We start from the raw sequence: 23,758 nt of genomic DNA, 5'->3' as shown, positions 1-23,758 counted from the left end.
GGCAGCGGACACGGGGCCGGACGGCGGACGACGGGGGACGCCGGGAACGACGAGGGATGCCGGGGACGGTGGGAAGGCCGGGGACGGCGGGGATGACGGGGGAACGGACGGCGGTGGGGGACGGGCGGGACGTCCGGGCCGTGCACGACAATGGGCCGGTGCGCTACGGAATCCTCGGGACGACTCAGGCACGCCGGGACGACGGGACGGACGTCGCCCTCGGCGGCGCCCGCCTGCGCGCACTCCTCGCGGCGCTCGCGCTCACACCGGGACGGCCCCGGACGCCCGACACCCTGATCACGGACATCTGGGGGCTCGGGCCCGATGGCCTCGCGGGCCCGGAGGGCGGGTACGGCGCGGCGGCGGACGGTGCCGCGGCCGGCGGGGGTCTGCCCAGGGACGCGGGCGCGGCGCTCCAGGCGCTGGTCGGACGGCTGAGACGGGCCCTCGGCCATGCGGCGGTCGTCTCCGTGACCGGCGGTTACTACCTCGCCGCCGACCCCGACGACGTGGACCTGCACCGCTTCGAACGGCTCGCGGGGGAGGGGGAGCGCGCGCTCGCGGACGGCGACGCCGAGAAGGCCGCCACGCTGCTGGACGACGCGCTGGCGCTGTGGCGCGGCCCGGCCCTCGCCGACCTCCCGGACGCGGTCGCCGAGGCCGCCGGGGCGGAACGGCTGCGGCTGGCCGCGCGGCGCTCCCGCCTCGCCGCCGACCTGGCGCTCGGCCGCGCCGACGAGGCGCTGCCGGCGCTCACCGCGCTCTGCAGCCGGCACCCCCTCGACGAGCAGCTGCACCTGCTGCGGCTGCGCGCCCTGCACGACACGGGGCGTACGGCCGAGGCGCTGGACGCGTACGCCCGGCTCGCCGCCGACCTCGCCGACCGCCTCGGCACCGACCCGTCGCCGTCCCTGCGCGCCCTGCACGCGGACCTTCTGGCGGCCGGGTCGGCGGAGCCCGCGAAGTCGGCGGGGTCGACGGAGTCTCCGGGCAGGGGCCCTGCCGACGCCCCGGCCGCCGGTCCGGGTGCGGTACCGGCGGCTGCCACCGCGGGGGACGCCGTGTCGCCCGAGCGGCATGCGTCGCCGGAGCGGGCCGCGGCGCCGGGGCCGGCTCCTTCGTCGGCGGCCGGTGCGGCGCGGGCCCGGCGGGCCGGGAACCTGCGGGCGCGGCTGACGTCGTTCGTCGGGCGCGACGCGGAGCTGCGTACGCTGCACGCCGACCTGACCGCGCACCGCCTGGTCACGCTGCTCGGGCCCGGCGGTGCCGGGAAGACCCGGCTGTCGCAGGAGGGCGCCGAGGCCGCCGCTGCCGGGGACCCGGACGCCTGGCCGGACGGCGTGTGGTTCGCTGAACTCGGGCCCGTGCAGGACCCGGGCACGGTGCCGGAAGCCGTGCTCACCGCGCTCGGCGCCCGCGAGACGGTCGTCCGCGGCAGCGCGGCCGAGGGGCTGCGGGCCGCCGCCGACCCGCTCGCCTACGACCCGCTGGCGCAGCTCGCCGAGCACTGCGCGGGCCGCCGCATGCTGCTCGTCCTGGACAACTGCGAGCACGTCATCGACGCGGCCGCCCAGCTCGCCGAACGGCTGCTGGCCGAGTGCCCCGACGTGAGCGTGCTGGCCACCAGCCGGGAACCGCTCGCCGTGCCCGGCGAACTCGTCCGGCCGGTGGAGCCGCTGCCCGACCCCGTCGCGCTGCGGCTGCTCGCCGACCGGGGCGCCGCCGCCCGGCCCGGCTTCCGCATCGAGGACGACCCGGAGGCGTGCGCCGAGATCTGCCGGCGGCTGGACGGCCTGCCGCTGGCCATCGAACTGGCGGCCGCCCGGCTGCGGTCGCTCTCGCCACGCCAGCTCGCGGACCGCCTGGACGACCGCTTCCGGCTGCTGACCAGCGGCAGCCGTACGGTGCTGCCGCGCCAGCAGACGCTCCGCGCGGTCGTCGACTGGTCCTGGGACCTGCTGGACGCGCCCGAGCGCGCGGTCCTGCGCCGCCTCTCCGTCTTCTCCGGCGGCGCGGACCTCACGGCCGCGGAATCCGTCTGCGCGGACACGCCGACTCCGACTCCGGCTCCGGCGCCGGGCCCGGCACCGACCGGTCCGGAAGGGCTGACCGGTCCGATCGCTCCGGACGGCTCGGCCGGGCCGGACGGTGGCGGCGCCAGGCCTCTCGCCGACCCCGGCGGCGTCGCGCCTCCCGGCGCCACCGGCGGCGCCGCGCCCCTCGTCGCCCCCGGTGACGTCGCGGCCCTGCTCGGGTCTCTTGTCGACAAGTCGCTCGTCGTGGCCGGGCCCTCGGCCGACGGGGAGATGCGGTACCGGCTGCTGGAGACCGTGGGCGAGTACGCCGGGGAGCGGCTGGACGAGGCGGGCGAGCGGGCCGCCGCCGAGCGACGGCACCTGGTGGCCTACCGGGAGCTGGCCCGCACGGCCGACCCGCTGCTGCGCGGCCCCCAGCAGCGCCACTGGCTGGACCGGCTGGAGCAGGAGCACGACAACCTCCGTACCGCCCTGCGCCGGGCCGTCGCCGCGCGCGACGAGCACGAGGCGCTCTGCCTCGTCCTCTCCCTCCAGTGGTTCTGGACGCTGCGCGACCACCGCGGCGACGGCCGCACCTGGTCGACGGCGGCCGCCGCGCTCGGCCCGAACCCCTTCCTGCCGCCGGTCACCCCCGCCCCGCCGCTGGCCGAGCGGCCCATCGACGCGCCGCCGCCGATGGCGCCCGAGCAGCTCGTCGAAGCCCGCCGCGAGGTCCGGCTGGTCGCGCTGGCCAGCGTGGAGGAGAGCATGCGGGACCTGGAGAGCCCCGAGCAGCAGGAGGAGCTGCGCGGCGTGGTCAGCGCCTACCGCGGCGGCCTGCCGCAGACCTGCCGGGTGCCGGGCGTGATGTGGTTCTACGCGGTCCTGATGACCGGCCGGTTCGAGGACGTGGTCGAGCTGGTCGACGGGACGGTGCGCGGCTGCCGGGAGTTCGGTTACGACTGGGAGCTGGCGTTCATCCTCCAGCTGCGGGCGCGGATCCACAACGACCGGCCCGGCGGCCTGCCGCAGGCCACCCGCGACACCGACGAGGCACTGCAGATCTTCCGCAGGCTCGGCGACGCCTGGGGCGTGGCCGAGGCACTGTCCGGGCGCGGCGAGGCCCGCGAGGGACACGGGGAGTACGCCCTCGCCGCCGAGGACTACCGCGCCGCGATGCGGTACGCCGCCGACCTCGGCGCGCACGGCCAGCTTCCGCTGCTCAAGTCCCGGCTGGGCGGCGCGCTCATCGAGTCGGGCGACGTCGTGACGGGGGAGCGGCTGCTGCACGAGGTACTGGAGGAGGGCCGGCAGAGCAACCGCGACGCCGTGCCCTTCGCCCGCATCCAGCTGGCCACCTGGCTGACGGTGGCCGGCCGGTACGACGAGGCGCGGCATCACCTGGAGCGGGTGCGGGAGGACTTCGACGACCGGGCGGCGCCGGGGCTGTTCCTCGGCATGATCGAGGGCTCGCTCGCCGCGCTGGACGTGGACGAGGGACGCTACGACGGCGTACTGACCGCCGTGCGCGCCGCCGTCGCCAAGATGCGCGACCCCCTCGCCCGGATCGTCGCGCCCGACCTGCCGCTGTCCCAGATGCTCGTCGCGGCCCGGGTGCTGGGGCTCACCGGCGGCCCGGCCGGGGCCGCCGTCGGGGCCCGGCTGCTGGGCGCCTTCGACGCGCTGCGCGAGCCCCGCGAGCACACGCCGCGCCTCACCCGGCTCTCCCGCACCCGGGCGGAGGACGCCGTACGCGCGGTCCTGGACGGTCCGGCGTACGACGCCGCCCACGCGGAGGGCAGCTCCCTCACCCTGGACGAGGCACTGGACCTGATCTGACAGCCGGCCGCGCGGCCACAAGCCCCCGTACCGGCCGCCCGGCCGCAATCCCCTGTACCGGCGGCGTGGGCACAAGCCCCCGTACCGGCCGCGCGGCCGCGAGCCCCCGTGCCCGGCCCCGCGCGCCTCCGCTCAGGTCTTCGAGCGGAACTTGCGGACCGCCAGCGGCATCGTGACGGCCGTGATGCCTATCGCCCAGGCCAGTGTGATGAGGACCGGGTGGGCCACCGGTCCCGCGCCGTTCAGCAGGCTGCGGGCCGCGTCGGCGAGGTTGGAGAGGGGGTTGACCTTGGTGAACCCCTCCAGCCAGCCGGGCATCGACGAGGTGGGCGCGAAGATCGACGAGCCGAACTGCAGCGGCATCAGCACCAGCATCGCCATGCCCTGCACGGCCTGCGGCGTCTTCACCGTCAGCCCCAGCAGGACGAAGATCCACATCAGCGCCGCGCCGAAGACGGTCGACAGCGCGATGGCCGCGACGAACTCCAGCGCCGAGCCGCGGATCTCCAGGCCGAGCAGGAAGCCCATGCCGAGCAGGATCGCGATGGCGACCAGCATCCGGCCGATCTCGACGACGATCTTGGCTATCAGGACCGAGGAACGCGCGATGGGCATCGTGCGGAAGCGGTCCATCACGCCCTTGCGGAAGTCCTCGTTGACCCCCGAGCCGACCGCCATGGCGATGTTCATCCCCATCATCGCCATCATGCCGGGGACCAGGTACTGGACGTACTCCTGCTGGTTGCCCTTGCCGGCGATCGCGCCGCCGAAGACGTACACGAACAGCAGGATGAAGATGATCGGCATCAGCAGGACGTCGAACATCGACTCCGGGTCCTGTTTGATCTGCAGGGCGTTGCGCCGGACCAGCGCGCCGATGTGGCGCAGATTGGCCCGCAGGCCGATCCGGCCCTCGGCGGCCCCGGACTTCGCGGCCGGCGCCGTGATCGTTGCGGCGCTCATGCCGCGACCTCCTCGTAACGGGCGTCCGCCGGCTCGGCGGGCGCGTCGGCCTCGGACGTCTTCTGGCCGGTGATGGCCAGGAAGACCTCGTCCAGGCTGGGCAGATGGGTGTTGATGCCGGCCAGCGCGAAGCCGCGCTCGCCGAGGACGGTGACCACGGCGGTCAGCTGCTCGTCGCTGACGATGGGGACGTTCACCACGCCGTCCTCGTGGTCCGCCGTGGCGCCGGCTATGCCGTCCAGTCCGGCCTGCGCGATGGCGCCGACCATGCGGTCCAGCTCGCCCCCGGAGGCCGGGCGGATCTGCAGCGTGCGCCCGCCGACCTTGGCCTTCAGCTCGTCCACCCGGCCCTCGGCGATCACCCGGCCGCGGTCCACGACGGTCAGCTCGTCGGCCAGCTGCTCGGCCTCTTCCATGTACTGCGTGGTCAGCAGCACGGTCGCGCCCTCGCGGACCAGGTGGTTGACCTCGTCCCAGACCTCGTTGCGGGTACGCGGGTCGAGGCCGGTGGTCGGCTCGTCCAGGTACAGCACGGCGGGCTTGCCGATCATCGAGGCGGCCAGGTCGAGGCGGCGCCGCATGCCGCCGGAGTACTTGCCGGCGGGGCGCTTGGCGGCCTCGGTGAGCGAGAACCGCTCCAGCAGCTCGTCGGCGCGGGCCCGGGCGTCCTTGCGGGAGAGGTCGAGCAGCCGGCCGATCATGTAGAGGTTCTCCCGGCCGGAGAGCTTCTCGTCCACGGAGGCGTACTGACCCGTGAGGCCGATGGTGCGGCGCAGGGCGCGGGGCTGGCGGACGACGTCGTACCCGGCCACGTAGGCGGTGCCGGCGTCCGGCACGAGGAGCGTGGAGAGGCAGCGGACGAGCGTGGTCTTGCCCGCGCCGTTCGGTCCGAGGACGCCCATGACCGTGCCTTCGCGCACGTCCAGGTCCACCCCGTCGACGGCCTTGACGTCGCCGAAGTGCTTGACCAGGCCACGGACTTGGACGGCTGCGCGGCCGCCGGCGGAGTGTGTGTTCTGCGTCATGGGTCCACAGTGGCAGGCCCCACTGACAACGCCCCGACAGAGCACCTACAGCCCAGGTGGGCGCCCCGCGCCCCACCGACAGACCGCCGACAGACGGCCGACGGGCAGCCACGGGGCGGCCACCGGAACGGCCTCCGCCGGTGCCGACGACGGGGCCCCGGGACCGTGATGGCGTCCGCCGGGACCGTGATGGCGCCCCGCCGGTACCGACGGCGGGGCGCCGGCATGATCACCGGCGCCCCGCCACGTCCCGTTCCCGGTGCCGGCCGCACGCCCGGGTCAGTGGAAGCTGTGCTCCTCCGCCGGGAACGTGCCGCCCACGACCTCCTCGGCGAACGCCTGCGCCGCGCCGCCCAGCGCCTTCCGCAGCTCCGCGTACTGCTTCACGAAGCGCGGCACCCGGCCCTTGGTCATCCCGGCCATGTCCGTCCAGACCAGGACCTGCGCGTCGCAGTCCAGTCCGGCGCCGATGCCGACCGTGGGGATGTGCAGCGAGCGGGTGACCTCGGCGGCCAGCTCGGCCGGCACGGCCTCCAGCACCACCGAGAAGGCGCCCGCGTCCTGCACCGCCTTGGCGTCCCGCAGCAGCTGCTGGGCCGCCTCCTCGCCGCGGCCCTGCACCGGGTAGCCGCCGAAGGCGTTCACCGACTGCGGGGTCAGCCCGATGTGCGCCATCACCGGGATGCCGGCGTCGACCAGCAGCTTGATCTGCTCGGCCGAGCGCTCGCCGCCCTCCAGCTTCACCGCGCCCACGCCGGCCTCCTTGACCAGCCGGGTGGCGTTGCGCAGGGCCTGGACCGGGCCTTCCTGGTACGCGCCGAAGGGCAGGTCGGCGACGACGAGGGCGCGCTCGGTGCCGCGGACGACGGCCGCGGACAGCAGCGTCATCTCGTCCATCGTGACCGGAACGGTCGACTCGTACCCGAGGTGGCAGTTGCCCATCGAGTCGCCGACCAGCAGGACGGGGATGCCCGCCTCGTCGAAGACGGAAGCGGTCATCGCGTCGTACGCGGTGAGCATGGGCCACTTGTCGCCGCGGGCCTTGGCGGCGGCGATGTCGCGGACGGTGACGCGGCGGGAGCGGGTGCCGCCGTACAGCGACTTGTCCCCGGCGGGCTTCGTGGTGCCGGACTTCCGGCCCTCGGTGCCCTGCTGCGCCTTCTCCTGCTGGTCCTGCGTCTGGGCAGGCTGGATCTGCGTCATGACGACGGCTCCTGTTCAGGTCATCTCGAGGCGCCCTGACGGCGTCCCCGGACTCACCGCCCATGCTGACACGCACCGGCGGAGCGGTGGAAGAGGCCCTGACGTGACACGTGCCCTGTACAACCAACGATACGGAACGGTGCCGTATCGAAAAGGGCGTAGGCTGGTCCTCATGGCGCGAACATCCGATTCTTCGTCCGGCGCGGGTGCCGGCATACCGTCCGGGGGCGCGAGCGCGGCCGCCGCACCGGCCGCCGTCCGGCACGTCCCCGAGCACATTCACCGCCGCCGGTGGGCGATCCTCGCGGTGCTCATGCTCAGCCTGCTCATCGTGGTGCTGGACAACTCGATCCTGAACGTGGCGATGAAGACGATCGCCACGCCGGCCCCGACCGGCCTCGGCGCGAGCCAGAGCCAGCTGGAGTGGGCGATCAACTCGTACACGCTGGTCTTCGCGGGCCTGCTGTTCACCGCCGGGCTCCTCGGCGACCGGCTGGGCCGCAAGAAGGTCCTGCTGACCGGCCTGGTGATCTTCGGTCTGGGCTCCGTGCTGGCCGCCGTCTCCGCTTCCCCCGGCCAGCTCATCACCTTCCGTGCGGTGATGGGGCTCGGCGGCGCGCTGGTCATGCCGGCCACGCTCGCCATCCTGATGAACGTCTTCGAGCGCGACGAGCAGCCGAAGGCCATCGGCATCTGGGCCGGCGGCGTCGGCCTCGCCATCGCGATCGGCCCGATCGCCGGCGGCCTGCTCCTGGACCACTTCTGGTGGGGCTCGGTCTTCCTGGTCAACGTGCCCATCGTGCTCATCGCGCTGACCGCCATGATGATCCTGGTCCCCGACAGCCGGGACCCGCGGCCCGGCCGGCTCGACCCGGTGGGCGTGCTGCTGTCCGTCGTCGGCCTCGTCCTGCTGGTGTACGGCATCATCAAGGGCGGCCAGCTCGCCGACTTCACCGATCCGCAGGTGCTCGGCACGGTCCTCGGCGGTCTGCTCGTCCTGACCGGGTTCGTGCTCTACGAGAAGCGGATCGATCACCCGTCGATCGACATCGGCTACTTCCGCAAGCCCGCGTTCTCCGCGGCCGTCGCCGCCATCGCGCTGGTCTTCTTCGCGCTGATGGGCGTCACGTTCTTCATGGTCTTCTACATCCAGAGCGTGCGCGGCTTCACCCCGCTCCAGGCGGGCCTGCTCCTCCTGCCGCTGGCCGCCGCGCAGATGATCTTCGCGCCGCGGGCCCGGCACGTCGTCGACCGGTTCGGCGCGCGTGCCGTCTGCACGGTCGGCATGCTGCTCGTCGCCGCCACCATGTCCGGCTTCCTGACGCTGGACATCCGTACCCCGATCTGGGTGCTGGAGGTGCTCTTCTTCGTGCAGGGCACGGGCATGGCGCACATCATGCCGCCGGTCACCGTCTCGATCATGCAGTCGCTGCCGCGCGAGAAGGCAGGGTCCGGCTCGGCGCTGAACAACACCTTCCGGCAGGTCGGCGGCACGCTCGGGGTCGCCGTGCTGGGCTCGCTGCTCTCCACCAGCTACCGGAACGGCATCCAGGGCACGCTGGACGCCGTACCGGGCCTGCCGCCGGGCGCGCGGCAGGCGGCGGGCGAATCCATCGAGGCCACGCTCGGCGTCGCCGAGAAGCTCGGGCCCGCGGGGCGGCAGCTGGCCGCCGCTGCCGACGACGCGTTCGTGCACGCCATGCACGTCACCGCGCTGGGCTCGGCCGGCGTCGCCCTCGTCGGCGCGCTGGTCGTCGGGCTGTTCCTGCCCGGCAGGGCGGCCGGCCGCCCTGCCGGTCCGGCCCGGGAGACGCCGCGGGAGACTTCTCCCGCGGGACGGCCGTAGGGCCTGCGGTCCCCGGCGGTACGGAACGAGAGGCGGGCCGGACGTGACGAGCGGAAAACGGGACGGGGCACCGGCGGTGCGGGCGAAGGGCGCGGCCGCGCCGGCGAAGGAGGACGCCGCGCCGGCGAAGGGGGATGCGGCCGGGGCCGGGGGCGCCTGCGCCGGTGCCGGCCGGCGCCCCGGGCGGCCGCGCAACGAAGCGCTGGAGTCCGCGATCATCGAGAGCGTGCTGGACCTCCTGGAGCACGACGTCCCGCTCGCCGAGCTGTCGATCGAGCGCATCGCCAGGGAGGCGGGCGTCGGCAAGGCCACGGTGTACCGCCGCTGGTCGGGCAAGACCGGCCTGATGCTCGACGTCATGCGCTCGCTGGAGGAGGAGAACCCCGAGCTGTCCGGGGAGTCGGTACGCGACGACCTGGTGGCGCTGCTGGAGTTCCTGCGCCGCCGCGGCCTGGCCAAGCGCAACTCCGCCCTGATGCGGACGGTGCTCACGCAGGTCAAGGCGCAGCCCGAACTCTGGCGCGAGTACCACGACACGGTGGTCCAGGCGCGCCGTGACGCGCTGCTGGCCGTCCTGCGGCGCGGCATCGAGCGCGGCGAGCTCCGCGGGGACTGCGACATCGACGTCCTCGCCGACCTCTTCGCCGCGCCGATGCTCTCCCGGGCGCTGTTCCACGAGTGGAAGGAGCTGCCCGAGGGCCTCGCCGAGCAGATCGTCGACACGGTCCTGGACGGCGTCCGCGCGCGTCCGTAGGTCCCGGCGGCCGCGTGGCCGGGCGGGCGCCCGGCGGGCGGCGGGGCGGTGCGCACGGTGCGTACGGTCCGCGTTGCCCGCGCCCCCGGGCGGCAGGCAGAATGATCTTCCCGCCACCCGAATCCGACCGCTCGATGAGCGGTTCATGGCCGTTCTGTCACAGCACCCGCGGGGACGGGCGTCGGCGGAACTCCCGGCACCGCGTGCTTCGTCCCCTGGGGGGACAGCACAGGCTGTCCATCGCCTATGGTCAAGGGCACGGTCAGGGGCCAGGCGGGGCGCACGAGCACGGCAGTGAGGGCAGCGGGATGACGCAGGCGTACAAGTCGGAGGCGGGCCGGGGCGCGGGACCCGACGGGACCGGCCGCCGGGCGGGCCGGCTGTCCGGCTGGTCGCGTCGTGGCGGCATGTGGCGGCGCGGGATCGTGCTGGCCGTCCTCGCGGTGCTGCTCGGCCTGCTGATGGTGTTCCACGCCGACGTGCCCAATTCGGTGGGCAACCTCGGCAGCCTCCTGGAGACGTTCCTGCCGTGGGCGGGGCTCGGCGTCCCGGTGCTGCTGGTCGCGGCCCTGCTGCGGCGCTCCGCGACCGCGCTGGTCGCGCTGGTGCTGCCGGCGGTGGTCTGGGCGAACCTCTTCGCCGGGCAGCTCACCGACAAGTCGGGACCGGCCGGCAACCTGACGGTGGCCACGCACAACGTCGACGCGGGCAACCCCGACCCGGCCGGCACCGCCCGGAAGGTCGCCGCCTCCGGGGCCGACGTGATCGCTCTGGAGGAGCTGACGGCCAAGGCGCTGCCCACGTACCGGGCCGCGCTGGCCAAGAAGTACCCGTACCGCACGGTCGAGGGCACCGTCGGCGTGTGGAGCAAGTACCCGCTCTCCGACGCCCGCCCCGTGGACATCAAGATGGGCTGGACGCGGGCGCTGCGCGCCACGGTCACCGCGCCCGACGGACAGCGGGTCGCGGTCTACGCGGCGCACCTGCCTTCGGTGCGGGTGAAGGTCAAGGCCGGGTTCACGGCGAACCAGCGGGACCGGAGCGCGGCGGCGCTGGGCGAGGCCATCGCGGCCGAGCGGCTGTCCAAGGTGGTCCTGCTCGGCGATCTGAACGGCACGATGAACGACCGCTCGCTGGCACCGGTCACCGCGCAGATGCGGTCGGCGCAGGGCGCGGCCGGGGACGGCTTCGGCTTCAGCTGGCCGGCGTCGTTCCCGATGGCCCGGATCGACCAGATCATGGTCAAGGGCGTGGACCCGGCCTCGGCATGGACGCTGCCGTCGACCGGCAGCGATCACCTGCCGCTGGCGGCCTCCTTCAAGATCTGAGCCGGCGGGCACCGGACGCGGCGCGGCGGGGCGGGGTCACGGAGGTGGCCCCGCCCCGCCGCTCTTCCGTGGCGTCCGGCGCCGTGTTTCCGTCATTTTCCCCTCTTCCGGGGTCGTGACTTGTGCCTGTAACGCCCTGTTCGCGCGCAGGAATGAATTACCTGAGAGACTTTGTTCCCGTAGAGAACTTAAGGCTGTCCCGTCTCGCGCGCGCCACCGTGGGCGCGTCCCCCCCTTGATCCTGAAAGGTCACTCATGCCCTTGGCTCTGCTCGCACTCGCGATCTCGGCCTTCGGTATCGGCACCACCGAGTTCGTGATGATGGGCCTGCTGCCCAACGTCGCGGACGACCTGGGCACCTCCGTGCCCACCGCCGGCTACCTCGTCTCCGCCTACGCCCTCGGTGTCGTCATCGGCGCCCCGCTGCTGACCGCACTCGGCTCGCGCATCCCCCGCAAGCGGATGCTGCTGCTCATGATGGCGGTCTTCACGGCCGGCAACCTCGCGTCGGCGCTCGCGCCCACCTTCGGCCTGCTCGTCGCCGGCCGGCTGCTGGCCGGCCTGCCGCACGGCGCGTTCTTCGGCGTCGGCGCGGTCGTCGCGGCCCGCCTGGTGCGGGAGGGCCGGCAGGCCCGCGCGGTCGCCACGATGTTCCTCGGCCTGACCGTCGCCAACATCGTCGGCGTGCCCGCCGCCACCCTGCTCGGCCAGCACCTCGGCTGGCGCGCGACCTTCCTGGTCGTCGCCGGCATCGGCGTGCTCGCCATGGCCTCGCTGGCCAAGCTCGTCCCGTACGTACCGCGTGACGAGCAGAACGGCGTCAAGCAGGAGCTGCGCGCCCTCGGCAACCGCCAGGTGCTGCTCGGCCTGCTCACCGCGGTCTTCGGCTTCGCCGGAGTGTTCGCCGTCTACAGCTACCTCGCCTCGATGATGACCAAGGTCACCGGCTTCGGCGAGGGCACCGTGCCCGTCGTGCTCGCCCTCTTCGGCATCGGCATGACCCTCGGCGCGCTCGCCGCGGGCCCGCTGACCGACCGGGCGCTGCGCCCGACGCTGTACGGCTCGCTCGCGGCGCTCGCCGTCACCCTGGTCGTCTTCCACTTCACCGTGCACTCGCAGTGGGCGGCCCTGGTCACCGTCGTCGTCCTGGGCGCGGTCGGCTTCATGACCACCACGCCCCTGCAGATGCTGGTGATGAACAAGGCCGAGCAGGCCCCGACGCTCGCCTCCGCCTCCAACCACTCCGCGTTCAACCTCGCGAACGCGGGCGGTGCCTGGCTCGGCGGCGCGGCGATCGCCGCGCACTGGGGCTGGACCTCCCCGACGCTGGTCGGCGCGGTGCTGGCGGTCGTCGGCCTCTCGATCGCGGTGACGGCCGGGCTGCTGGACCGCACCCCGTCCCGCTCCCGCATCGTCGCGACCAGCGACGACAAGGCCCGGCACGAGCCGGCCCGGCTCGGCTGAGCCACCCGGTCACGGCAACGGCCGGCCGGACGCCCCCGTGGCGCCCGGCCGGCCGTGTCCTTTTGGTACGGCCGGGTCACCGCGGCAGTACCGGCTCCACGCCCTCGGGCAGGACCGGCGGCTGCCCCGTCGTCCAGAGCGCCTCGACGGCCAGCCGGGAGAACCGCCAGCCCTCGTCCGTGCGGCGCAGCTCGGCGTCGTAGCGGCCGCCCACCGTGAACAGGGGGTCGGCGCCCGGGCCGCGCCGCTCCAGGGTGGCGGGGCGGTGCACATGGGTCATGTGCGCGTTCCAGGAGGCGGTGGCCGTTCCGGAGGCGGCGTCGGCGTCGACGAGGACATCGGCGGAGAGGTGCTGGGTACGCGCGAACCGCCCGATCGCCTCCTCGGTGTGGCGCACGGCAGCGGCTCCCTCGGCGAGGCCGATCGGCGTCACCGTGCGGACGTCGTCGGTGACGAAGGCGCGGGCCCAGCCCTCGTCGAACTTCCGCTCGTCCAGGGCGCGGAAGAAGCGGCTGACGAGCAGGGCGATCTCGGTGTGATCCCGTGTGGTGGTCATGGCACGAGCCAACAGCCTCAAGCGCGCTTGAGGTCAAGCCCCTTCCGGTACGCGGTGCCGGTGCCTCACCCCTCGCGCCACCGGTTGGTCACCGGCAGCCGGCGGTCCTTGCCGAACCCCTTGGCGGAGATCTTCGTGCCCGGCGGGTACTGGCGGCGCTTGTACTCGGCGGTGTCGACCAGCCGCAGCACGCGCGTGACCAGCTCCGGGTCGAAGCCGCGGGCGATGATCTCGTCGTGGCCGAGGTCGCGGTCGACGTACAGCTCCAGGACGGCGTCGAGAGTGGGGTAGTCGGGCAGCGAGTCGGTGTCGACCTGGCCCGGGCGCAGCTCGGCGCTGGGCGGCTTGGCGATCGAGTTCTCCGGGACGGGCGGTGTCTCGCCGCGCTCGGCGGCCGCCCGGTTGCGCCACTTCGCGAGCTGGAACACGACCGTCTTGTAGACGTCCTTGATCGGCCCGTACGCGCCCACGGAGTCGCCGTAGAGGGTCGAATAGCCGCACGCCAGCTCGGACTTGTTGCCCGGGGCGAGGACCAGGTGGCCCTCCTGGTTGGAGATCGCCATCAGCGTCGTGCCGCGGATGCGGGACTGCAGGTTCTCCTCGGCCAGCCCCGTGAGCGGCAGGGACTCCATGTACGCGTCGAACATGGGCCCGATGGGGACCGTGCGGTAGTGCAGACCGGTGCGGCGGGCCAGTTCGGCGGCGTCGTCCTTGGAGTGCGCCGAGGAGTAGCGGGACGGCATCGAGACGCCGTGCACGTTCCCGGCGCCGAGCGCGTCCACGGCGATCGCCGCGACCAGCGCGGAGTCGATGCCGCCGGAGAGCCCGACCACCACGCTGCGGAAGCCGTTCTTGGTGACGTACGCCCGCAGACCCATGACCAGCGCGCCGTATACCTCCTCCATGGCGTCGAGCCGGGGCGCGGGGGCCGGCGCCGGCAGCGGCTCGCGGGACGGCGGGGGCCCGGCGGAGAGGGTGACGTGGTCGACCCGGAGCCCGTCGTCGACCACGCCGGACGGCGGCTCCGGCGCGGCGGCCGGCAGCTCCAGGTCGAGCAGCAGGCACTCCTCGGTGAACTGCCGGGCCCGGGTGAGCACCTCGCCGGACGCGTCCACCACGATCGAGTCCCCGTCGAAGACCAGGTCGTCCTGGCCGCCGGTCATCGCCAGGTACGCCGTCGTGCAGCCGGCCTCCTGGGCCCGCTTGCTCACCAGCTCCAGCCGGGTGTCGTCCTTGTCCCGCTCGTACGGAGAGGCGTTGACGGACAGCAGCAGTCCCGCGCCGGCCGTACGGGCCGCCGGCACCCGGCCGCCGTCCTGCCACAGGTCCTCGCAGATGGCGAGGGCGATGTCGACGCCGTGCAGCCGGACGACGGGCAGCGTGTCGCCGGGCACGAAGTACCGGTACTCGTCGAAGACGCCGTAGTTGGGCAGATGGTGCTTGGCGAAGGTGAGCGCCACCCGGCCGTCGTACAGCACGGCGGCGGCGTTCTGCGGGGCGCCGGCCGGGCGGCCGTACCGCGGCCTGGCCTGCTCGCAGCGGTCCAGGTAGCCGGTGACGACGGCGGTCCCGCCGAGTCCCTCGCCGGCCAGCCGGCCGGCGAGGCCGTGCAGCGCCGCACGGCTGGCCGCCACGAAGGAGGGGCGCAGCGCGAGGTCCTCCACGGGGTAGCCGGTCAGCGCCATCTCGGGGAACGCGACGAGGTCGGCGCCCCGTCCGGCCGCCTCCCGGGCGAGGCGTACGAGCGTGTCGGCGTTGCGGGCGAGGTCGCCCACGCAGAAGTCGGCCTGTTGCAGGGCCAGGCGGAGTCGAGGCACGCGGCCGAGTGTATTCGTCGGACTGACGTTATGTGGGGCGTACGGGTTTCGGGGGTGTTGCCGTCGCGGAACGGGCCCCGGCGTGCGGCCGGGACCCGTTCCGCCCGCGTGCCCTACTTGCGGTAGCCGAGGACCGTCATCATCCCGGACTCCGCGTGGTAGACGTTGTGGCAGTGGAGCATCCACAGGCCCGGGTTGTCGGCGTCGAAGTCCGCGTGCACGGTCTTGCCCGGCAGGACGATCGCGGTGTCCTTGCGCGGGCCGCCGGCGCCGCCGAGCGCGAAGGTGTGACCGTGCAGGTGCATCGGGTGCCACATCGTCGTCGCGTTGCGGAAGGTGAGCCGTACGCGTTCGCCGGCGCGGACCGGGTAGCGCGCGTCCGGGTCGTACGGCCGGCCGTTGAGCGCCCAGTCGTACTTCGCCATCGAGCCCGTGAGGTCGAACGTCAGGGTGCGGTCGGGGGTGCGCCGCCGCAGCCGTACGGCCGGGTCGGCCCGCAGCCGGTCGGCGGTGAGCAGCCTGCCGGACAGCTCGGCGGGGCGTACGGAGGCGTCGGGGGCCGCGCCGCCGCCGGTGCGCAGTACGGCCAGTCCGGCGCGCTTCTTGCCCTCGGCGAGCGCGGTGAGCGGGAAGGCGCCGTCCTTGGCGGTGACCAGTACGTCGTAGCGCTCGCCCATGCCCAGCAGCAGCGTGTCGGCGGTCCTGTGCGCGACCGGGTAGCCGTCGGTGTGGGTGACCGTCAGCGCGTGGCCGCCGAGCGCGACCCGGAAGGCGGTGTCGCCGCCCGCGTTGATCAGCCGGATGCGAATGCGGTCGCCCGGCCGGGCGCGGAAGGTCTGCGGGTCGGTCGCCGTACGCCCGTTGACCAGGTAGTACGGGTACGCCACATCGCCCGCGTCACCGCCGAGGAGCGTGCTGGTGGCGCCCATCAGCATCCGCGAGGGCCCGCCGCCGCGCGAGGGCTTCGCCGCGGCCTTCATCGACATGCCCGCCATGTCGTGCCCCATGTCGCCGTGGTCCATGCCCCCGTGGTCCATGCCGCCGTCGCCGTGGTCCATGCCGCCCATGCCCCGGCGGAGTTCGGCGAGCACGGCGTCCGGGGTGGAGCCGTCCACCCCGTCGACCCAGTCGTCCAGGACGACGACCCACTCCTTGTCGTACGCCAGGGGCTCCCTGGGGTCCTCCACGATCAGCGGCGCGTACAGGCCCCGGTCCTGCTGGGTGCCGGAGTGCGGGTGGAACCAGTACGTGCCGGGGTGGGCGGCGGTGAAGCGGTAGGCGAACGACGCGCCGGGCCTGACCGCACGCTGGGTGAGGTCCGGCACGCCGTCCATGTCGTTGCGGAGGGCGAGGCCGTGCCAGTGCATCGACGTGGGCTGCGGGAGGTGGTTGGCCAGGGTGAGCGCGAGGGTGTCGCCCGCGGTGACCCGGATCTCCTTGCCGGGCAGCGCGTCGCCGTAGGCCCAGCTGCTGACCGTACGGCCGCCGAGGTCGAGGCGGGTGGCGGTGGCGGTGAGGGCGACCTCCCGGACGGTGCCGCCCCTGGCGGCGCGGGCCTTCTCGGCCGCTGCGGCCTCCGGGCCGTCGGGAGAGACGAAGCCGCCGGGGCCCTCGGGGCGGCTCGTGGTCCGGGCGGAGCGGCCGGCGTGGTCCGTGCCGGACGGAGTGGTGGAGCCGCAGGCGGCGAGCAGGCCGCCGCCCGCTGCGGCGAGGCCGGCGCCGAGCACGGCGCGGCGGGTGTGCATACGCATGGAGAACACCTCGTGGTGTGCGGGTGGAGGAGCAGGGCGCGCGGGCCGACGACGGGGCACGGGCAGGAGCCGGTGCGTACGTCGGCGGCCGGGCGCGCTGCTACACGCGCAGCACCGCGAGCCGGGCGAGGCGTCTGTGACGGGGGAGGGGCGGCGGGTTCGGCCACAGGGCACGCAGCAGGCGCGCCGGGGCCGCGGCGGACAACTCAGCGGAACGCCGCCGGACGAGCAGCCCGCCCGCTGCCAGCAGCGCGAGCGCTCCGACCGAGAGCACGGCGAGGCAGACCGAGCCGGGGTCCATGCCGTGCGGGCCGGGCGCCGAGGCGTGCCCGCCGGCGTGCGGCGGGGCCTGCGCGACCGGCCCGGCGGCCATGGGGTTATCCGCCGCCGTGGCGTGACCGGACGGCGTGTGCGCCGCGACTGCCACGGCGGCGCCGTGCCCCTCCTCCGGCATCGGGTGCCCGAAGGTGTGCATGGTGACGATGCCGGCCACCAGCGCGGCGAACAGCAGCAGCCGGCCGCACCAGGCGGCGGCCTTCCGCTGTGCGCGCATCGGGGTCTCCCACGGGGGCGGGGCGTACGGGTGACGGACTCCCGGTCACCTTACCCCCGCGGGGTATCGCCGAGCTGCCGGGGGATCAGCTTGCCTGGGCCTTGACGTAGAGGTTCTTCGCGTCGTTGCCGAAGTAGGGCCCGAACATGGTGTTGGGCAGGAAGGTGTAGCCGAAGCTGTTCACCGACGTCTGCAGGCCGGTGCCGGTCTTCTCGTCGAACGCGCGGAACCACGGCCCGCCGCTGGAGCCGCCGGTCATGTTGCACGGCAGCCCGTGGTCCTTCGAGGAGAACGGGTCCTTGGTGGTGGTGCCGCTGCAGTGGATCAGCCGGTTGCCGTCGTACGGGGCGGCCGCCGGATAGCCGAAGGCGTACATCTTCCGGTGGTAGCCGGAGTTGAAGGAGACGCCCTGGCCGCCGACCACGTCGGTGAGGCGCTTGCCGCCCAGCGGCGCGACGACCGCGGCCCCGACGTCGTAGTCGATGTCCTCGCTCGCGGTCCACTGCGGGGTCGAGAGCGTCCTGGCCGCGGCCCACTTGCCGTACGGGGCCCGGCCGTCGTGGTAGCCGGGCACGAAGATCCAGTCGGTGTGCCAGGCGCCGTCCAGCTTCACGCAGTGCCCGGCGGTGAGCACCGTACTGCCGTTCTTGCCGGCTACCGCGTCGCCGGAGCAGGAGGCCGGGCGTCCTTTGTAGGTGAAGAAGACCCGGCCGGCGGTCTGTACGACCTTGCCGCCGCCGGTCCACGGCCCGCCGGGCTGCGGGAAGGACCGCGGCGCGGGCGAGGGGAGGGACGGGGACGGCAGGGCGGGCGCGACGGTCGCCGGCCTGCCCCGCGGGACGGCGGGCGAGGCGTCCGCGGCCGCGCGGGCCGCCGCGGCGGTCAGCTCCCGGCGCGCGCCGGCCGGCAGGTCGAGCGGGTGCGCGGCGCGCATGCGGGCGGCGGTCCAGTGGGCGGCGGCCCGCTGTGCGTCCGGGGAGGGCCCGGCCGGCGGTGCGACGGGCCGTTCGGCGGCCGTGGCCGGTGCCGCGAGCGCCGGGGTGCCGAGGGCGCAGGCGGCGGCCAGCGCCGCGACGATGCGGCCGGCCGGGCGGCCGGACGGGCGGGAGCGGGGGCGCCGGACGGTGCCGGCGCCCCGGGCGGTGTGTCTCACGCGTTACCCCTTTGACCGATGGCCTCGCGGGTGCCGCGGGCCACGACGTACCGGCCGCCGGACGGCGGTCCGGAGCGGTGCGGGCAGTGCGGATGTGCAGCGCTGTGCAGGGGCAGGCTCCCACCGGCGCCGGGACGGTGTCAGGGGCGCGTCAACGGTTGGGCCGGAACGGCAGGGGAACGCGAAACCCCGGGCGGCCCCCGGGCCTGCCCGAAGGGGCCGTGACAACGTAATGTGACGGTAACCCCCGCACGCGATACTGGCGTGCCGCGCCCCGCCTCGGGGCGAGGGCGTGGACAGGCCGTTCGACCTGCAAGGATTGGTGAACATGGACAAGCAGCAGGAGTTCGTGCTCCGCACGCTCGAGGAGCGCGACATCCGCTTCGTACGGCTGTGGTTCACCGATGTGCTCGGTTTCCTGAAGTCGGTCGCGGTGGCCCCCGCGGAGCTGGAGCAGGCCTTCGACGAGGGCATCGGCTTCGACGGCTCCGCCATCGAGGGCTTCGCGCGGGTCTACGAGTCCGACATGATCGCCAAGCCGGACCCCGGCACCTTCCAGATCCTGCCGTGGCGCGCCGAGGCCCCCGGCACCGCGCGGATGTTCTGCGACATCCTGATGCCGGACGGCTCCCCGTCCTACGCCGACCCGCGCTACGTCCTCAAGCGCATCCTGGCCAAGACCTCGGACCTCGGGTTCACCTTCTACACCCACCCCGAGATCGAGTTCTTCCTGCTCAAGGACAAGCCGGTGGACGGCGGCCGGCCCACCCCCGCCGACTCCTCCGGCTACTTCGACCACACCCCGCAGAACGTCGGCATGGACTTCCGGCGCCAGGCGATCACGATGCTGGAGTCGATGGGCATCTCGGTGGAGTTCAGCCACCACGAGGGCGCCCCGGGCCAGCAGGAGATCGACCTCCGGTACGCCGACGCGCTCTCCACCGCCGACAACATCATGACGTTCCGGCTGGTCATGAAGCAGGTGGCGCTGGAGCAGGGCGTGCAGGCGACGTTCATGCCCAAGCCGTTCTCGGAGTTCCCGGGCTCCGGCATGCACACCCACCTCTCGCTCTTCGAGGGCGACCGCAACGCCTTCCACGAGTCGGGTGCCGAGTACCAGCTCTCCAAGGTCGGCCGGTCCTTCATCGCGGGCCTGCTGCGGCACGCGGCCGAGACCTCCGCGATCACCAACCAGTGGGTGAATTCCTACAAGCGGATCTGGGGCGGCGCCAACCGCCCGGCGGGCGCCGGCGGCGAGGCCCCCTCGTACATCTGCTGGGGCCACAACAACCGCTCCGCGCTGATCCGGGTCCCCATGTACAAGCCCGGCAAGATGGGCTCGACGCGGGTCGAGGTGCGCTCCATCGACTCCGGCGCCAACCCCTACCTGACGTACGCGGTGCTGCTGGCCGCCGGGCTCAAGGGCATCGAGGAGGGGTACGAACTCCCCGCCGGCGCCGACGACGACGTATGGGCCCTGTCGGACGCCGAGCGGCGCGCGCTGGGCATCGAGCCGCTGCCGCAGAACCTCGGCGAGGCCATCTCCCTCATGGAGCGCAGCGAGCTCCTGGCCGAGACCCTGGGTGAGCACGTCTTCGACTTCTTCCTGCGCAACAAGAAGCAGGAGTGGGAGGAGTACCGCTCCGAGGTCACCGCCTTCGAGCTGCGCAAGATGCTGCCCGTGCTCTGACGGCGGCCGACGCCGCCCGTTCATCTGAAAAACCGATCCGGCAGGTTCTCCGAGAGGCAACCGCCCGATGGCACTTCCCGCTCCGCAGGGACGGCGGAGCAGCACGTTCACCCGGCTGCTGCGGCACGGTTTCACCGATCCGCAGGCGGCCGGGAAGCTGCTGGACGCCCCCGAACTGTCCTCCGTACGGTCCGACTCGGTGCTCCTCGAAGCACTCGGGGCCACCGCCGATCCGGACCAGGCGCTCAGGGGGCTGGTCCGGCTGGCCGAGGCGCAGCCGGCGGAGGACCAGCAGCGGCTGCTGTCCACGCTGGTCACCGCCAAGCCGCTGCGGGACCGGCTGCTGGGCGTGCTGGGCGCCTCCGAGGCGCTCGCCGACCACCTGGTCCGGCACCCCGGCGACTGGGAGACGCTGGCCACGTACGAGTCGGCGGACCTGCACCCCACCACGCCCGAGTTCGAGCAGGCGCTCGCCGAGGGCGTCTGGGGCGAGCCGGGCGCGCAGCTCTCCCGCGAGGACGCGCTGCGGGCCGCGTACCGGCGGGCGCTGCTGGGCATCGCGGCCCGTGACGTGTGCGGCACGACGGACGTGGCGCAGACCGCGGCGGAGCTGGCCGACCTGGCCACCGCCACGCTGCGGGCCGCGCTGGAGATCGCCTCCGAGGAGCAGCCGGGGGACGCGGCCGGCTGCCGGCTCGCCGTCATCGGGATGGGCAAGTGCGGCGGCCACGAGCTGAACTACGTCTCCGACGTGGACGTCATCTTCGTCGCCGAGCCCAAGGACGGCGTCGAGGAGTCCGACGCGCTGCAGGCCGCCACCCGGCTCGCCGCGCGGATGATGCGGGTCTGCTCCGACGTCACGCCCGAGGGCACGATCTGGCCCGTCGACGCCAACCTCCGCCCCGAGGGCCGCAACGGCCCGCTCGTCCGCACCCTCAGCAGCCACCTCGCGTACTACCAGCGCTGGGCCAAGACCTGGGAGTTCCAGGCGCTGCTGAAGGCCCGCACGGTGGCCGGCGACCCGGTGCTCGGCCAGGAGTACGTCGACGCCGTCACCCCGCTGGTCTGGCAGGCCGCCGAGCGCGAGAACTTCATCGCCGACGTCCGCCAGATGCGCCGCCGGGTCGTCGCCAACATCCCCGCCGCCCAGGTCGACCGCGAGCTCAAGCTCGGCCCCGGCGGGCTGCGGGATGTGGAATTCGCCGTACAGCTGCTGCAGTTGGTGCACGGCCGCAGCGACGCCACGCTGCGCAGCGCCACCACGCTCGATGCGCTGAAGGCGCTGGCCGCCGGCGGCTACGTCGGCCGCCAGGACGCCACAGCGCTGGACGCCGCCTACCGCTTCCTGCGCACGCTGGAGCACCGCATCCAGCTGCACAAGCTGCGCCGTACGCACCTGATGCCGGAGGACGAGCAGGACCTGCGCCGGCTCGCCCGCTCGCTCGGCATGCGCACCGAGCCGGTCGACACCCTCCGCAAGGAGTGGAAGTGGCACGCGCGCGAGGTGCGCCGGCTGCACGAGAAGCTGTTCTACCGCCCGCTGCTGGACGCCGTCGCCGTGCTGGAGCCGGGCGAGATCCGGCTCTCCGCGAAGGCCGCGGGACAGCGGCTGGAGGCGCTGGGGTACGAGGACCCGGTCGCCGCGCTGCGCCACCTGGAGGCGCTGGCCTCCGGCGTCACCCGCAAGGCCGCCATCCAGCGGACCCTGCTGCCGGTGCTGCTCGGCTGGTTCGCCGACTCCGCCGATCCGGACGCCGGGCTGCTCGGCTTCCGCAAGGTCTCCGACGCGCTCGGCAAGACGCCCTGGTACCTCCGGCTGCTGCGCGACGAGGGCGCGGCCGCCGAGAACCTCGCCCGGGTGCTGTCCGCCGGGCGGCTCGCCCCCGACCTGCTGCTGCGCGCGCCGGAAGCGGTCGCGCTGCTCGGCGCGCCGGACGGGCTGAAGCCGCGCGGCCGGGCCGCGCTGGAACAGGAGGTGCTGGCCGCCGTCGGCCGCGCGGAGGGCGCCGAACAGGGGGTGGCGGTGGCCCGCGGGGTGCGCCGCCGCGAGCTGTTCCGCACCGCGGCCGCCGACCTGATCGGCGCGTACGGCACGGAGGCGAGCCCGGCCGAGGAGGACCACGGGCAGGCGGTGGACGCCGTGGGCTCGGCGCTGTCCGACCTGAACGCCGCGACCATCGCGGGCGCGCTGCGGGCTGCGGTCCGCGAGCAGTGGGGCGACACCCTGCCGACCCGCTTCGCGGTGATCGGCATGGGCCGCTTCGGCGGCCACGAACTGAACTACGGCTCGGACGCCGACGTGCTCTTCGTGCACGAGCCGCGCGAGGGCGCGGACGAACAGGAGGCCGCCAAGGCCGCGTTCGCGGTGGCCAACGAGATGCGCCGGCTGCTCCAGGCGCCCTCCTCCGACCCGCCGCTGCTGATCGACGCCGACCTGCGCCCGGAGGGCAAGACCGGCCCGCTGGTCCGCACGCTGGCCTCGTACGCCGCGTACTACCGGCGCTGGTCGCTGGTGTGGGAGGCGCAGGCGCTGCTGCGGGCCGAGCCGGTCGCGGGCGACGCGGAGGTCGGGCGGCGGTTCATCGAGCTGGTGGACCCGCTGCGCTACCCGCGCGAGGGGCTGGGCGAGGACGCGGTGCGCGAGATCCGCCGGCTCAAGGCGCGCATGGAGTCCGAGCGGCTGCCGCGCGGCGCCGACCCGACGATGCACACCAAGCTGGGGCGCGGCGGCCTGAGCGACGTGGAGTGGACCGTCCAGCTGCTCCAGATGCGGCACGGCCACGAGCTGCCGGAGCTGCGCACCACCCGGACCCGGGTGGCGCTGGCGGCGGCGCGCGACGCCGGGCTGATCGGCGAGGAGGAGGCGCGCACGCTGGACGAGGCGTGGGTGCTGGCCACGCGCGTACGGAACGCGGTGATGCTGGTGCGCGGCCGGCCCGGCGACACCTTCCCCGGCGACGGCCGGGAGCTGGCCGCGGTCGGGCGCTATCTCGGGTACGAGGAGGGGCACGTCGGGGAGATGCTGGACGACTACCGGCGGATCACGCGGCGGGCGCGCGGCGTCGTCGAGGAGCTGTTCTACGGGGCGTGACCCGGGCTGCCGCGCAGCAGCTCCCGGCAGTGTTCCAGGAACGCCGCCAGCGTCAGGTCGAAGGCCCGGTCCGCTCGGGCGGCGCCCGTGGCGGCCTGGGCGGCGGCCAGCCGCGGCGCCTCGGTGCCGCCGCTGACGTCCCACATCGTGTCCGGTGCCGACATGTCCAGGGCCGAGCCCAGGACGATGTTGTCCAGGCCCGTGATGACCGGCAGCACGAGGGCCGGGTCGAAGCCCGCTGCCAGCAGCAGCCCGGCCACGGTCTCGTACTGCGCGAGCACCCGCGGCGCGCGGATCGGTGCGGTCATGAGCATCGGGATGGTCCGGGGGTGCGCGGCGAACGCCGCCCGGTAGGAGCGCGCCCACCGCTCCAGGGCCGTGTCCCAGGGGACGCCCTCCAGCGTGCCCGGGTCGATCGCATCGGTGACCCGCTCCCGGAGCAGTTCGATCACCCCGGCCCGGCCGTCCACATGGTGGTACACCGAGGCGGTCTGCACGCCGAGCCTGCGCGCCACTTCCGGAACGCTGAAGTCGCCCTTCTCGTCGACGAGTTCCAGCGCCGTCGCGCCGATGCGCGCCCGGTCCAGCAGGGCCTTCCGCGGCCGCCCCATGTTCGTTTCTCCTGCCCGTGAGGTCTTCCGGAATCGTACGGCGGCGGCTACTGTGCCGAAAACCGAAAGGCTTTAGGTTTTCGCCGCGGTCGTCGTGCT

16 protein-coding genes are annotated in these 23,758 nt (G+C 74.1%); 7 read left to right on the top strand and 9 right to left on the bottom strand.

The genetic code is table 11. The features are described from left to right. Positions 1-158: 158 nt before the first annotated feature. Complete coding sequence (locus C3486_RS13225; RefSeq protein ID WP_258052750.1) at positions 159-3,854, top strand: BTAD domain-containing putative transcriptional regulator; 3,696 nt, start codon at positions 159-161, stop codon at positions 3,852-3,854. A gap of 132 nt (positions 3,855-3,986) precedes the next feature. Here the strand turns inward: C3486_RS13225 and C3486_RS13220 are convergent, their stop codons facing one another. From C3486_RS13220 to panB, 3 genes are all read right to left on the bottom strand, one after another. Then, a complete protein-coding gene (locus C3486_RS13220; RefSeq protein WP_103832848.1) occupies positions 3,987-4,817 on the bottom strand; it encodes an ABC transporter permease in 831 nt (276 codons plus the stop codon). Further along, positions 4,814-5,842, bottom strand: coding sequence for an ATP-binding cassette domain-containing protein (locus C3486_RS13215; RefSeq protein ID WP_103832847.1), 1,029 nt, complete (start codon positions 5,840-5,842; stop codon positions 4,814-4,816). The genes C3486_RS13220 and C3486_RS13215 overlap by 4 nt, the downstream gene beginning before the upstream one ends. A 279-nt stretch (positions 5,843-6,121) precedes the next feature. Continuing rightward, entirely contained in the window at positions 6,122-7,045 is a 924-nt protein-coding gene (panB, locus tag C3486_RS13210) for a 3-methyl-2-oxobutanoate hydroxymethyltransferase (protein WP_258052749.1), read from the bottom strand. Between the two features lie 172 nt (positions 7,046-7,217). Here panB and C3486_RS13205 point away from each other — a divergent pair, with 172 nt between their 5' ends. The 4 genes from C3486_RS13205 to C3486_RS13190 all read left to right on the top strand — a co-directional run bounded on the left by C3486_RS13205 (position 7,218) and on the right by C3486_RS13190 (position 12,437). Next, on the top strand, positions 7,218-8,891 hold the full coding sequence (locus C3486_RS13205) for an MFS transporter (RefSeq protein ID WP_103832846.1): 1,674 nt from the start codon (positions 7,218-7,220) through the stop codon (positions 8,889-8,891). A 43-nt stretch (positions 8,892-8,934) separates the two neighbouring features. Continuing rightward, a complete protein-coding gene (locus tag C3486_RS13200; protein WP_374936861.1) occupies positions 8,935-9,645 on the top strand; it encodes a TetR/AcrR family transcriptional regulator in 711 nt (236 codons plus the stop codon). 407 nt (positions 9,646-10,052) lie between these two features. After that, positions 10,053-10,973 (top strand): endonuclease/exonuclease/phosphatase family protein, encoded by a 921-nt coding sequence (locus C3486_RS13195; RefSeq protein ID WP_374936863.1) that lies wholly within the window; start codon positions 10,053-10,055, stop codon positions 10,971-10,973. Between the two features lie 255 nt (positions 10,974-11,228). After that, positions 11,229-12,437, top strand: coding sequence for an MFS transporter (locus C3486_RS13190; protein WP_103832843.1), 1,209 nt, complete (start codon positions 11,229-11,231; stop codon positions 12,435-12,437). A gap of 76 nt (positions 12,438-12,513) precedes the next feature. On the opposite strand, the gene C3486_RS13185 is transcribed toward C3486_RS13190, so the two are convergent. The 5 genes from C3486_RS13185 to C3486_RS13165 form a co-directional block, all read right to left on the bottom strand. After that, positions 12,514-12,993 carry a nuclear transport factor 2 family protein gene (locus C3486_RS13185; protein WP_181138529.1) on the bottom strand — a complete coding sequence of 160 codons (480 nt, stop codon included), beginning with the start codon at positions 12,991-12,993 and terminating at the stop codon, positions 12,514-12,516. 65 nt (positions 12,994-13,058) lie between these two features. Further along, positions 13,059-14,810, bottom strand: coding sequence for an NAD+ synthase (locus C3486_RS13180; RefSeq protein WP_103832841.1), 1,752 nt, complete (start codon positions 14,808-14,810; stop codon positions 13,059-13,061). Positions 14,811-14,923: 113 nt separating this feature from the next. Next, positions 14,924-16,561, bottom strand: coding sequence for a multicopper oxidase family protein (locus C3486_RS13175; RefSeq protein WP_103832840.1), 1,638 nt, complete (start codon positions 16,559-16,561; stop codon positions 14,924-14,926). A gap of 100 nt (positions 16,562-16,661) precedes the next feature. Then, positions 16,662-17,114, bottom strand: a complete 453-nt coding sequence (locus tag C3486_RS13170; protein ID WP_103832839.1) for a hypothetical protein — start codon at positions 17,112-17,114, stop codon at positions 16,662-16,664. Positions 17,115-17,199: 85 nt separating this feature from the next. Then, positions 17,200-18,267, bottom strand: coding sequence for a serine protease (locus tag C3486_RS13165; RefSeq protein ID WP_258052748.1), 1,068 nt, complete (start codon positions 18,265-18,267; stop codon positions 17,200-17,202). A 328-nt stretch (positions 18,268-18,595) separates the two neighbouring features. On the opposite strand from C3486_RS13165, the gene glnA reads away from it, so the two are divergent. Both glnA and C3486_RS13155 read left to right on the top strand, forming a co-directional pair. Continuing rightward, positions 18,596-19,957, top strand: coding sequence for a type I glutamate--ammonia ligase (gene glnA, locus C3486_RS13160; protein WP_030617823.1), 1,362 nt, complete (start codon positions 18,596-18,598; stop codon positions 19,955-19,957). 67 nt (positions 19,958-20,024) lie between these two features. Continuing rightward, the gene (locus tag C3486_RS13155; protein WP_103832838.1) at positions 20,025-23,048 is read left to right on the top strand and encodes a bifunctional [glutamine synthetase] adenylyltransferase/[glutamine synthetase]-adenylyl-L-tyrosine phosphorylase; all 3,024 of its coding nucleotides are present in this window, start codon (positions 20,025-20,027) and stop codon (positions 23,046-23,048) included. Here C3486_RS13155 and C3486_RS13150 read toward each other — a convergent pair. Beyond that, on the bottom strand, positions 23,036-23,659 hold the full coding sequence (locus tag C3486_RS13150; protein ID WP_103832837.1) for a TetR/AcrR family transcriptional regulator: 624 nt from the start codon (positions 23,657-23,659) through the stop codon (positions 23,036-23,038). The two genes, C3486_RS13155 and C3486_RS13150, sit on opposite strands and share 13 nt — an antisense overlap. Between the last annotated feature and the right edge of the window lie 99 nt (positions 23,660-23,758).

This window comes from Streptomyces sp. Ru73 (genome assembly GCF_002920575.1).
In the GTDB taxonomy this organism is placed as follows: domain Bacteria; phylum Actinomycetota; class Actinomycetes; order Streptomycetales; family Streptomycetaceae; genus Streptomyces.
The sequence above is the reverse complement of the archived record's forward strand: the minus strand, read 5'-3'. Positions and strand labels throughout refer to the sequence as shown.